General features: G+C 69.6%; 10 protein-coding genes. All 10 read left to right on the top strand.

What is annotated here, in order from left to right; all coding sequences use genetic code 11:
• Window positions 1-10: 10 nt before the first annotated feature.
• A complete protein-coding gene (locus DW296_RS01040) occupies window positions 11-1,231 on the top strand; it encodes a glycosyltransferase family 4 protein (RefSeq protein ID WP_136050717.1) in 1,221 nt (406 codons plus the stop codon).
• A gap of 24 nt (window positions 1,232-1,255) precedes the next feature.
• On the top strand, window positions 1,256-3,040 hold the full coding sequence (locus tag DW296_RS01035) for an ABC transporter ATP-binding protein (RefSeq protein WP_136050716.1): 1,785 nt from the start codon (window positions 1,256-1,258) through the stop codon (window positions 3,038-3,040).
• The gene (locus DW296_RS01030) at window positions 3,037-4,122 is read left to right on the top strand and encodes a glycosyltransferase (protein WP_168428951.1); all 1,086 of its coding nucleotides are present in this window, start codon (window positions 3,037-3,039) and stop codon (window positions 4,120-4,122) included. The genes DW296_RS01035 and DW296_RS01030 overlap by 4 nt, the downstream gene beginning before the upstream one ends.
• Window positions 4,119-5,255: a glycosyltransferase gene (locus DW296_RS01025; protein ID WP_136050714.1), complete on the top strand. Its 1,137-nt coding sequence runs from the start codon at window positions 4,119-4,121 to the stop codon at window positions 5,253-5,255. The genes DW296_RS01030 and DW296_RS01025 overlap by 4 nt, the downstream gene beginning before the upstream one ends.
• Window positions 5,252-6,397: a glycosyltransferase family 1 protein gene (locus DW296_RS01020; protein ID WP_136050713.1), complete on the top strand. Its 1,146-nt coding sequence runs from the start codon at window positions 5,252-5,254 to the stop codon at window positions 6,395-6,397. The genes DW296_RS01025 and DW296_RS01020 overlap by 4 nt, the downstream gene beginning before the upstream one ends.
• On the top strand, window positions 6,394-7,644 hold the full coding sequence (locus DW296_RS01015; protein ID WP_136050712.1) for a glycosyltransferase: 1,251 nt from the start codon (window positions 6,394-6,396) through the stop codon (window positions 7,642-7,644). The genes DW296_RS01020 and DW296_RS01015 overlap by 4 nt, the downstream gene beginning before the upstream one ends.
• Window positions 7,645-7,656: 12 nt before the next feature.
• Window positions 7,657-9,792, top strand: coding sequence for a glycosyltransferase (locus DW296_RS01010; RefSeq protein WP_136050711.1), 2,136 nt, complete (start codon window positions 7,657-7,659; stop codon window positions 9,790-9,792).
• A gap of 34 nt (window positions 9,793-9,826) precedes the next feature.
• Window positions 9,827-10,891, top strand: coding sequence for a non-hydrolyzing UDP-N-acetylglucosamine 2-epimerase (gene wecB / locus DW296_RS01005; protein WP_136050710.1), 1,065 nt, complete (start codon window positions 9,827-9,829; stop codon window positions 10,889-10,891).
• The gene (locus tag DW296_RS01000; protein WP_168428950.1) at window positions 10,888-12,000 is read left to right on the top strand and encodes an acyltransferase; all 1,113 of its coding nucleotides are present in this window, start codon (window positions 10,888-10,890) and stop codon (window positions 11,998-12,000) included. The genes wecB and DW296_RS01000 overlap by 4 nt, the downstream gene beginning before the upstream one ends.
• A gap of 22 nt (window positions 12,001-12,022) precedes the next feature.
• Window positions 12,023-12,460: NAD(P)-binding domain-containing protein (locus DW296_RS00995; protein ID WP_240742945.1), on the top strand; the 438-nt coding region annotated here is incomplete at its 3' end.

Genomic DNA, 12,460 nt, shown 5'->3' with positions numbered 1-12,460 from the left:
GAGGACGGCCATGAGCGCGTTGGCGGGGCTCAAGCGAGCCGTGACGGGTTCGATCCCGGAGCCCCTCGCCGAGCGCGTGCTCCCCTGGAAGCGCGCGGCGTTCCGGTCGGCGGGGGTGACTTCGAGCGCGCCCGCGGAGACACGGCTGCTCATCGCACCGGTGAATTCCGCCGGTCAAGGGTTCGCCTGGGCTCGTGCGGCGGAGGGGCTGCCGGGCGTGAGCGCGGCCAACTTCATGTACCGCGGAGCCGACGATGTGTTCGCGTACCCCGCCGACCACTCGGTCCCCACGGCGTACTTCGTGCAGAACAGGCGATGGCAGGCCGCCCAGCGACGAGCCGTCGCCCGGGGCTTCACCCACGTGTTGGTGGAGTCAGGACGACAGGTGCTGGGCAGCGGGTCGACGCCCGCCGACGACGTCGCGTGGCTGCGCAGCCGAGGTCTCCAGGTGGCGCTGCTGTGGCATGGCAGTGACATCCGTCGACCGGATCAGCATGCCCGCCGTGAGCCGGATTCTCCTTTCCGCGACGGACAGTACGGTGAGCAGTCGCGCCTGCAGGAGATCACCGAAGCCAATCATCGCCTGCAGCAGCGGCTCGGGATCCCCGCCTTCGTCTCGACGCCCGATCTGCTCACGGACCTGCCGGGGGCGACGTGGCTTCCGGTGGTGGTCGACGTGGACCCGTGGGCGGCGGCGGCTCCGGCCGCACCGCTGCGGCGGGACCGACCGATCGTCGTGCATGCCCCGAGCCGGGCCGGGCTCAAGGGGACGGCGGCCGTCACGCCGACGTTGCAGCGTCTCCACGACGACGGGGTCATCGAGTACCGGGAAGTCACCGGGGTCCCCGCCTCCCATATGCCGCAGGTCTACGGCGAGGCGGACATCGTGCTCGACCAGTTCTCGCTCGGCATCTACGGCGTCGCCGCCTGCGAGGCCCTCGCGAGCGGACGCGTCGTCATCAGCCACGTGGCGGAGGAGGTGCGCGAGCGGGTGCGCGCCGGAACCGGCCGCGAGCTCCCGATCCTCCAGTCCCGCGCGGCGGATCTGGAGGGCGTTCTGCGTGGCGTCCTCGCCGACCGGGATCGTGCGTCCGCGTTCGCCGCGGACGGCCCCGACTTCGTACGAGCCGTGCACTCCCGACGGCGTGCCGCCGAGGCCCTCGCCGGCTTCCTCGGCGAACGTGAAGGCGGGGGCGGGTCCCGCATGGAAGACTGGACCGATGCCCGCTGATCGTTACCCGGAGGACTCCGCGTCATGAAGCTCGTTGCGAAGACCTACCGGGACCTCGTGACCTACCTCCCCGGAGACGCCCGTTCCTACCTGCTGCGCTATGTCGTGGTGTCCTGTCTGCTGAGTGTCCTGGACATCGGCGCGATCATGCTCCTGGCGCTCAGCCTGACGCCGATGATCGCGCGGACCACGATCACGCTCCCCGTCATCGGCGAGATCGGGGAGGAGGACTACATCTGGCTGATCGGCGGTGTGGCCATCCTCATCCTCGTGAAGTCCGCGCTCGCGCTGCTCCAGCAGTGGTTCGCCACCCGTCGCTTCGCCGCGTTCGAGCTCGAGATCGGCCGACAGCTCTTCGACAGCTACATCAAGGCGCCGTGGACCTATCGGCTCGGCCGCAACACGGCGCAGATCGTGCGGATCGCGGATGTCGGCATCGCCAACACGATCAGCGGCTTCCTGCTGCCGATCGTGCAGCTCCCATCGCTGATCGTGAGCTTCGTCCTCATCCTCGCGATCATCGTCGTCGCCCAGCCGCTGACAGCGCTCATCACGGTGGTGTACCTCGGCGGCATCATGGCCCTGCTCTACTGGGTGGTGTCCGGCCGCTCGGTCCAGGCGGGGCGGGTCTCCCGCGACTACTCGTTCAAGGTCGCGACCCTGATGACCGAGATGATGCAGGCGCTGAAGGAGATCACGCTGCGGAACAAGACCGGCGAGGTGGCCGGCATCGTCCAGTACAACCGCTCTTTCAGCACGAGGGCGCGCGCGAACATGAACTTCCTCGGCTCGGTCCCCGGCTTCGTGCTGAACTCCGCTCTGGTCGGAGGGTTCGTGCTCGTCGGTGGCATCGGCTACGCGCTCGGGGGCATGCAGGAGGCACTGGCATCGGTGGCGCTCTTCGCGGTCGCGGGCTTCCGCCTCGTCCCCTCCCTCACCGGTTTCCAGTCGATCGTCACGACCACGACCGCGAACGTCCCGCACGTGCAGGCGGTCATCTTCGACATCCAGGTGTCGGAGAAGTACATCGAGGTGGCGGAACGACTGGGACAGAAGCCGATCGAGGGGGAGCCGCGGATGCTCACCCTGACCGACGTGTCCTTCGGATACCCCAAGCATGAGGACACCCCCGCCGTCCACGACATCAACCTCCGCATCCCGATCGGCAGCTCGCTCGCCCTCGTCGGGTCGTCGGGCGCCGGGAAGTCGACTCTCGTGGACATCCTGCTCGGCCTGCTCGTGCCGCAGAAGGGCGAGATCCGTCTGGACGACGAGGACCTCAACGACGTGCTCGCCGCCTGGCGCTCCCGCGTGGGCTATGTGCCGCAGGACGTCTCCCTTTTCGACGGCACGGTCGCACAGAACGTGGCGCTGGACTGGGACGATAAGGACATCGACTTCGATCGCGTCCGCACCTCGCTGGAGCGCGCGCAGCTCTGGGAGACCATCGAGGCCCGCGAGGGGGGCATGCGGGGGCGCATCGGAGAGCGTGGTCTGTCGCTCTCCGGCGGACAGCGCCAGCGCCTCGGCATCGCACGGGCCCTGTACAGCGACCCGTTGATCCTCGTCCTCGACGAGGCGACCAGCGCGCTCGACACCAAGACCGAGTCGAAGGTCACCGAGGCCATCCGCAGTCTGAAGGGAGAGGTCACGATCGTCTCCGTCGCGCATCGGCTCTCCACGATCCGGGACAGCGACCTGGTCTGCTTCATGCAGGACGGGACGATCGCGGACCAGGGCACGTTCGACGAGCTCGTCGCCCGCGTGCCCAACTTCGCCGAGCAGGCGCAGCTGGCTGGACTGACGTGACGACGCCGTTCGTCGACGTCGTGATCGCCTGCCACGACGAGCGGCGACCGATCGAGCGCGCCGTCGCGTCGCTCGTCCAGGACGCCGACGTCCGCGACGTCGTCCGTGTCACGGTCGTGGCGCACGGGCTCGACCCGGCGATCCTGGAGCGACGCCTCGCGGGGATCGACGGCGACATCCGGGTCCTGCCCTTCCGGGACGGGATCCGGAGCGCCGCCGGACCGTTCAACCATGGCCTCGCCGCGGTCGAGGCCGAGTACTGCGGGGTCATGGGCTCAGACGACTTCCTCGAGCCCGGCACCATGTCGCGATGGATCCGTCACGTGCGCGCGGAGCGCCCGGACGCGGCCATCGCGCAGATCCGGCTGCAGGGCCAGACGCTCATGCCGAACCCTCTCGTGCGGCTCGGTCGCCGCCGACGCCTGGACGCCGCCCGCGATCGGCTCTTCTACCGCACAGCGCCCCTCGGCCTGTTCCGCACCGCTCGGATGCGCGAGCTCGGCCTCCGCATGCTCGAGGGCGTACGCGTGGGCGAGGACTTCGAGTTCGGCATCCGTCTCTGGGCACAGGGGGGACGGATCGATCTGCTCCGCGGAGCGGGCGCCTACGTCATCGGGGAGGATGCGGCGGAGCGGACGACGCTCGGGGCCATGACCGTCTCGGAGCGGCTCGAGCCGATCGTGCGTCTGTTCGATGACGGGGTCTTCGCCGATCTCTCACCCCGGACTCGCACGGCCCTGGCCGTCAAGCTCATCCGGATCACCGTCCTGGGCAACGTGCAAGCGCTGGCGGAAGAGCTGGACGACGAGGGTGTCATCGCTTTCGCAGCATTGCTCCGGCGCCTGCTCGACGTCGCTCCGCGCGCTCTGCTGCCGTTCAACCGCCAGGACCGACGCATCCTCGACGGGCTGCTCGCCGACCCTCGCGCGTCGAGGCTCCGGACCGACGTCGCCGCTTCCCGCGGTGCGGGCCGTCGCGATCGCTGGTTGACCCCGGATCTCGTACACAGCTTCGCGCGTGAGTCGACCCTCCGCCGATACGTCCTCTACTTCTGCACGCGCGAGCGAAGGAGCAGCCGATGACCGCCCGCCCGACCATGCTCATCATGTCGTACTCGCCCCTGACGGGTGACGCGAGGGTGCTCAAGCAGATCGCACGGTTCACCGAGGACTTCGACGTGACGACGCTGGGCTACGGCGACGCCCCGGAGGGTGTGGTGGAGCACCTCTCGCTGCCGCGGGAGATCCGTTACAACGACCTCGACGGCAAGCTCATCACCCTCAAGCGCTACCGGAAGGCGTACTGGCGCTTGTCGGCGGTGCGCTGGTCGCGGGAAGCGCTGAAGCGACGGAAGTTCGACGTCATCATCGCGAACGATGTCGAGGCCGTCCCGGTCGCCGTCAAGCTGCGTCCCCGGTACGGCGTCCTCGCCGATCTGCACGAGTACTCGCCGCGGCTGCACGACGACAACGAGCTGTGGTTCCAGCGCATCACGCCGTGGTTCGACTGGGTGGTCCGCACCTACGTCACGAAGGCGGCGGCGTGGACCACCGTGAGCGAGGGGCTCGCAGCAGAGTACGAGCGGAACTTCGGCTTCCACGCCGAGCTGGTCAGCAATGCGACGCCCTATCACGATCTCCGCCCCGGCGCGGTGTCCTCGCCGATCCGGCTCGTGCACAGCGGGGCCGGCCTCACCAACCGTCAGCTCCATCTGATGGCGGAGGCCGTGGCCACGGCGGACGCGGACGTCACCCTCGACTTCTACCTGACGGCGAATCACCCCGCATATCTCGAGGAGCTGAAGGAGTATGCCGCGACGACCGACCGCGTGCGCGTCCTCGATCCGGTGCCGTACGCGGAGCTCGTGACAACGCTGAACTCCTACGACGTGGGGGTCTTCCTCCTCCCGCCCCTGACCTTCAACTACCGGCACGCCCTGCCGAACAAGCTCTTCGACTTCGTGCAGGCACGGCTCGGGATCGTCGTCGGCCCCTCGCCGGAGATGGCCGGGTACGTGGAGAGGTACGGCCTGGGCGCCGTGGCGTCGGACTTCACCGTGGAGGCCCTGCGTGAGGCGATCGAGCAGCTCACGCCGGAGTCGGTGGCGGCGTTCAAGCAGCACGCGCACGACAGTGCCCGCGAGCTCGAGGGCGAACGTCAGGTCGAGAAGTGGGACCGCATCATCCACGGTCTCGTGGCGAAGGGGCGTCGATGAGCGCCCCCCGCCTGCTGATCATCTCGTTCTCGACGATCCGCGCGGATGCGCGACTGCTGAAGCAGATCGCTCGACTGCGCCGGGACTTCGCCGTGCACACGGTCGGGTACGGCGACGCCCCCGATGGCGTCAGCGGTCACCTGCAGATCCCGGACGAGTTCCCCATCTGGCGCTATGACCGCCTCGCGGTGCTGCTGCGCCGCTATCGGCGCGCGTACTGGTCCAACCCGGCGATCGCGGCGGCTGTGTCGGGCCTGGCCGGCACGCAGTGGGACCTCGTCCTCGCGAACGACGTGGACGCCGTCGGCCTGGCGCTCGCGCAGGAGTCCGTACACGGCGTGCATGCCGACCTCCACGAGTACGCTCCCCGGCAGAAGGAGGACGTGCGCAGGTGGCGCCTGTTCGTCGCACCGTTCGTCCGCTGGATGTGCCGGACCTTCGTGGTGCGTGCCGACTCGGTCACCACCGTCGGTCAGGGCATCGCGCAGGAATACGAGCGTCGATACGGGATCCACGCCGGAGTGGTCACGAACGCAGCCCCGTACGCCGATCTCGAGCCGACGCCGGTGGCAGCTCCGATCCGTCTGGTGCACTCGGGCGCCGCCCTGCGCGACCGGAACATCGTCGCCATCATCGATGCCGCCGAGGCGACCTCCGCCGACGTCCGGCTCTCCCTCTACCTCACTCCGAACGACCCGGGGTTCCTGGAGGAGGTGCGCGCGAGAGCCGAGGCGTCCGCGCGCGTCGAGCTGCACGATCCCGTGCCGTATGTCGAGCTCTCGCGGACGTTGAACGCCCACGACGTCGGCGTCCACCTTCTGCCGCCGGTGAACTTCAACAACACCTGGGCGCTCCCGAACAAGTTCTTCGACTACGTGCAGGCGCGTCTCGGCGTGATCATCGGCCCGTCGCCGGAGATGGCCAGAGTCCTGGAGGAGGGTGGTTTCGGCGCGGTCGCCGACGGCTTCGATGCCCCGGCGCTCACCCGACTCCTCGACGGGCTCGACGCGGAGCGGGTGCGCGCATGGAAGCAGGCCTCGGCAGCCTCCGCCCGCGATCTGTCCGGTGAGGAGCAGGCCGAGCGGTGGGCCGATGCGCTGGCCGCGCTCCTGGCCGCTCCTTCGAAGCGGACACGGCGATGAGCCGACTGATCCTCTTCACGAACGACTATCCCTACCGTGCGGGGGATGTCGTCTTCGTGGAGAAAGAGATCGAGGCGCTCGCTGAGCGGTTCGAGGATGTCGTCGTGTTCTGCCATGCCCGGGACACGACGGGCGGCATGGTCGCTCTTCCGCCCGGAGTACGCTTCGGCGGGAACCTCTTCGAGCCTGCCCCGGAGGATGCGCCGCGGAAGCTCATCGAGGTCGGGCCCCTCGCCCTGCTGCTCCAGGCGACGTGGCGGGAGCTCTGGAGCGGCCGCCTGCTGCGCAACGCGCGGCTCTTCGCCATGGGCGCGAAGGTGGGGATGACGCAGGCTCATCGCTCTGCCGTGCGCGAGGCCATCGCCGGTGACCGGGACACGGTGGCCTACGCCTTCTGGGCGATGGGCGGGGGACTGGCCCTCCCGTGGCTCCGCGGGGTGTCCGCGCGCGTCGTCCGGGTCCATCGCTACGACCTCTACGAGGAGCGGGCCATCGGTGGCTATCTGCCGTTCCGTCCCTTCCTCTTCGCTCGCGCCGATCGGGTGCTGGCCATCTCCGACGATGCCGCGCAGTACCTCGAGGAGCGCTATCCGCAGGTCGGCGGGAAGGTGCGCGTGAGCAGGCTCGGCGCATACGGGCCGGATCAGGCACCCCGACGGCAGCGCGACGCCGTGCAGACGATCGTGTCGTGCTCGGCGGTGAGCGAGGTGAAGCGCGTCGATCGCATCCTGGACTCTGTCCTCGCACTGCACGCCCTGGACCCCTCGCGGCCGGTACGCTGGGTGCACTTCGGGGAAGGGCCGCTGTTCCCGCAACTGCGGGAGAGCGTCCTCTCCCTCCCGCCCGGCATCGAGGTCGATCTGCGTGGCCAGGTCCCGAACGCCACGGTCTCGGCCTTCTACGAGACGGGGGCCGCGGACGCCTTCGTGAACCTCTCGGCGTCCGAGGGCGTGCCCGTCAGCATCATGGAGGCGATCGCCTTCGACATCCCGGTCGTGGCGACCGCTGTCGGAGGGACCCCGGAGATCGTGGGGCCCGAGCTTCGGACGGGGGAGCTGGTCGACGCCGACGCGCATCCGGACGTGGTCGCGACGGCGCTCGCCGGGGTGCTCGACGCCCCGTCGGGGACCTACGCGCCTCGCGAGCGTTGGGAAGCGGAGTACGACGCACGACGCACGGGTGCGCGCGCGGCGGAGTTGGTGAGTTCCCTCGCGGATGGGCGCGGGCGTCGGCGCGGACGAGCCTGATAGCGTCTTCTCGTGAAGGTTCTGGTCGTGACGCCCTGGCTTCCCACTGCGGGCCGACCGGAGACCGGTATCTTCGTGCAGCGCGACATCGAGATGCTGCGCGAGGATCACGACGTGGAGGTCATCCACCTCTCGGCAGACGGCGAGATGGCGACCGTGGGCTTCCCCGTCACGACGGTGCGGATGTCCACGACAGACCCACGGAGCATCCGGCGCGCCGGGGCGATCATCGTCGAGCGTGCCGCTCGTGTCGACCTCGTGCATTCCATGGCGGCATCGGCACTGCTTCCCTTCCTGGGGCACCGCGTGGAGCGTCCGTGGGTGCATACCGAACACTGGTCGGCCCTTCTCGCGCCGGACACCGCACCGCGGGCCGCCCGGGCGTCTCTGCCTCTGGTGCGCGCGGCGCTCCGCCGTCCGGATGTGGTGGTGGCCGTGGGCAACGATCTGGCGCGAGCGGTGCAACGGACACGACGCGGCCCCACCGTCGTCATCCCCAACGCCGTGCAGCGGCCGACCGTCGTGCATCCCCGTCCCCGGACCGGGGGACTGACCCTGGTCGGTGTCGGGGGCCTGATCGAGCGGAAAGGCCCCGATATCGCGGTGCGCATGGTCGCCGAGCTCCGCGAGCGCGGAGAGGACGCCCGGCTTCTGTGGGCCGGAGACGGCCCGATGCGGGAAGCGCTGCTCTCGCTCGCGGCTGAGCTCGGGATCGCCGACCACGTGGAGCTGCGGGGGAGGGTCGCCCCGGCCCAGGTGGAGGCTCTCCTCGCCGAGGCCGATGTCTTCGTCCTTCCCACCCGCATGGAGACTTTCGGCGTGGCGATCGCCGAGGCCCTCGTGGCGGGACGCCCCGTGGTGGTGTCCGCATCAGGAGAGCAGCGGTCGTTCGTCTCCGAACCAGACGGCGTGCTCGTCGACGCGGGGTCGCCCCGCGCGTACGCCGATGCCGTGCAGCGCGTGCAGGAGCTCAATCGTGACCGATCGGCGCCCGAGATCGCGGCCGCCGCATCCGCCCTGTTCGATCCTGAGGAGAGGCGCACGGCGACACAGGCGGCCTACCGCACCGCCATCGGTCGCGGGGTCGCTCCGCTGCCGCGGGACGTCGATGTCGTCATCGCGGCGCACGATCCTCGGCGGGACATCGCGCGGGCTGTCTCGTCGGTCCTGACCTCGCGCAGCGTACGTGCCGTCCACGTCGTGTGCCACAACATCGAGGAAGCCGCGATCCGCGAGGCCGCGGGGACCGCGGCACAGGATGACCGCGTGCGGTTCCTGGAGCTGCGGGACGACGTGCGCAGTCCCGCGGGGCCTTTCAATCTCGGTATCGCGGAAGCGGCCGGTGCCTACGTGGCGGTCATGGGGTCGGACGACGAGCTGACGACCGGCGCGATCGATGCGTGGCGCCGGACGGCGCAGAGGGACGACGCCGATGTCGTGATCGCGCCCCTGCGTCATGCCGCAGGGCGGCGGGTGCCCACCCCTCCGACGCTCCGCCAGCGGCGTCTCCGAGGCCGTCGCGACCGCCTCGCATACCGCACGGCCCCGCTCGGCCTCATCGCGACGTCGCGCTTCGGCGGGCTCCGCTTCACCGAGGGGCTGGCGACCGGTGAAGACCTCGACTTCGGTGTGCGTCTCTGGTTCTCGGCAGCCGAGATCAGTGTGCACCAGGGGCCCGGCGAGTATCTGATCCACGACGGCGAAGAGCGGGTCACCTTCGCCGCCCGACCGCTGGGCGAAGAGCTTCAGGCGGTCCGGCTGCTCCTCGAAGGGTCCTTCGCCCCGTCACTGGGACGGCGGGATCGCGAGGCTCTCGCGGTCAAACTCTGGCGGGTCACCGTCTTCGGCGCCATCCACTACCGGGCGGGCGCCTGGGTGCCGGGCGATCGCGAAGCCCTGCGTGAGATCATCGAGGCTCTGCGATCGTTCTCACCCGGAGCAGTGCACGTGCTCTCGACCGCGGACCGGGACCTCATCGTCGCCGCCGAGGAGCCGGGAACGCCCGACGGCATGCTGGACGAACTGTCTCGGCGCCGCCGACGCTTCGTCTCGGTGAAGGCTCTCCTCCCGGCGCGGCCCGCGCTGTTGTGGGCCCGCGAGGCGCCGCTGCGTTTCAGCGCTGCCACGTGGTGGGTCGGGCGGCGCTGACCGCTCGCGTCCGGTGTCCGTAGACTTGCCTGTTGTGAAGATCGTCAGCGTCGTCGGCGCCCGTCCCCAGTTCGTCAAGCTCGCTCCCATCCACAAGGCGTTCGTGGCCGCAGGAGTGGACCACGTCATCGTGCACACAGGCCAGCACTACGACCCGATGCTCTCGGACGTCTTCTTCGAAGACCTCGGCATCGGCACCCCGGATGTCCACCTCGGTGTGGGCTCCGGTTCCCACGGGGTGCAGACCGGGGCGATGCTGGCGGCGCTGGATGCGGTCTTCGACGAGCACCGACCGGACTGGGTGCTCGTCTACGGCGACACCAACTCCACGGTCGCTGCGGCTCTCAGCGCTGTGAAGATGCACATTCGCGTCGCGCATCTCGAAGCGGGGCTTCGGAGCTTCAACCGGCGGATGCCGGAGGAGCACAATCGCGTTCTCACCGATCATGCGGCCGATCTCCTCCTCGCTCCGACGCAGGTCGCGGTCGACCACCTCGCGGCAGAAGGGCTCGCGGAGCGCACGGTGCTCGTGGGTGACGTGATGACCGATGTCCTCTTCACGGTTCGCGACGAGGTCTCGTCGCGCCCGTCGCCGCTCGTGGAAGACCTCGGCCTCGCAGCAGGGGGCCATTACATCGCGACGATCCATCGCGCGGAGAACACGGACGACCCTGCACGCCTCGCCGAGGTGGTGGCGGGACTCGGCGCGCTGGACCGGCCGGTCGTGCTCCTCGCGCACCCCCGCGTGGTCGCCAAGGCGGAGGCACACGGGATCTCGCTCTCGCAGGGCGCCGTCGTCGTCCACCCGCCGCTGGCCTACCCGGAGCTCGTCGCCGCCATGCTCTCCAGCGCCGGGGTGGTGACCGATTCCGGCGGACTGCAGAAGGAGGCGTTCCTGCTGGGCGTACCGTGCACGACGGTCCGCACCGAGACGGAATGGGTCGAGACCGTCGAGCTCGGATGGAACGTCCTCGCGCAGGACGCGGAAGAGATCGCGCGGGGCGCCGGGCGTCCGCGCCCCGAACCCACCGATGCGGCACCGTACGGCGACGGCCGGGCTGCCGAGCGCGTCGTGCAGGTGCTCCAGGACTGGTCGTGACTCCCGAATCACGACAGCCTGAGACCGACGACGGTCTCGATCGCACGCCACGCGAAGGGTCTGGCCGGGTCTGGTCGCTCGATGCCCTGCGGGTCGTCTCGGTCCTCGGTGTCGTGGCCATCCACGTGTTCGCGGGGATGGTGGCCAATCCCGAGGTGCGCGGTACACCCGGGTGGTGGGGCGCCGTGATCGCCGACATCGGCTTCGTCTGGGTGGTTCCCGTCTTCGTGATGATCTCCGGCGTGTTCGTGCTCGCCCCGCGGCAGCATGTCGAAGGCCCGGCGGCGTTCTATCGGAAGAGGCTCCCGCGGCTCCTGACGGCGCTGGTGTTCTGGTCCCTGCTCTACTTCCTCCTCATCCGGACCCTGTTCTCCCAGATCCAGCCGACCCGTGCCGACGTCGCCCGGTTCGTCCTGGACGGCCAGCCATACACGCACCTGTACTTTCTGTGGCTCATCGTCGGCCTCTACGTCGTCGCGCCCGTCCTCGCGGCGTTCCTCAGCGGGGGCGGTGAGCGCCGGGCCCTCGTCTTCGCCGCCGTGACCCTCGGTGCGACGGTGATCACCGGGATGTCGTCGACCGTGCTGACGGCGCTGGGGGACGAGAGCCCGCTGACGCTGCTCGCCCTCACGCAATGGCTGCCCTATGCCGGGTACTTCCTCGCGGGGTGGGCGCTGCGGCACGTCCGGCTGTCCGGCGGGCGTCTCGCCCTCGTCATCGGCGGCACGATCGTCGCGGTCATCGCGTCGATCATCCAGTACGGTTCGCGTCCGCACCTGCCGGTCCTGGATGCCGTCCTTCCTCTCAGCTACTTCGGCCCCATCGTCGCAGCAGCCTCGCTCGGCTTGTTCGTCTGCACCAACAGCGTGCTCGCGGGATGGCGGCCGAGCTCCCGGACACAGCGCGTGATCCGAGAGCTCTCCGATTGCGCGTTCGGCGTGTTCCTCCTGCACTTCGCGATCATGCTCCTCGTGCGTGCCGTGCCCCCGTTCGACGCGGCCGCCGGGTCCTTCCCGCTCTCGGTGCTCGAGTGGGTGATCGTCGTCGTGACTTCCTTCCTCGTCGTCTTCCTCATGCGGAGGGTCCCCGGGCTGCGACGCGTCGTCTGACGACGCCCTTAGACTGGGGGTCATGCGTATCGCCGTCGTGGCCCTCGGAAAGATCGGGCTCCCTCTCGCCGTCCAGTTCGCCTCCTCCGGTCATGACGTGGTCGGTGTCGACGTCAACCAGAAGGCCGTCGACATGATCAACGCCGCGCGGGAGCCGTTCCCCGGCGAGGCGGAACTGCAGGAGCGCCTGGAGGAGCTCATCCCCGCCGGCCGCCTCCGTGCCACGACCGACTACGCTGAGGCGATCCCCGGGGCCGACGCCGTGGTCCTGGTCGCTCCCGTCTTCGTGGACGACGAGACCTGGGAGCCCGACTTCCGCTACATGGACGCCGCCACGCGCTCGCTCGCCGAGCATCTGACACCCGGCACCCTCGTCTCGTACGAGACGACGCTTCCGGTCGGCACCACTCGGAACCGCTGGAAGCCGATGCTCGAAGAGGGATCCGGTCTCACGGAGGGC

Origin of the sequence: Microbacterium sp. K36 (genome assembly GCF_004794355.1) — a bacterium.
GTDB classification, from domain to species: Bacteria; Actinomycetota; Actinomycetes; order Actinomycetales; family Microbacteriaceae; genus Microbacterium; species Microbacterium paraoxydans_D.
Note: the sequence above shows the minus strand (reverse complement) of the source record. Positions and strands in the feature narration are given on the sequence as shown.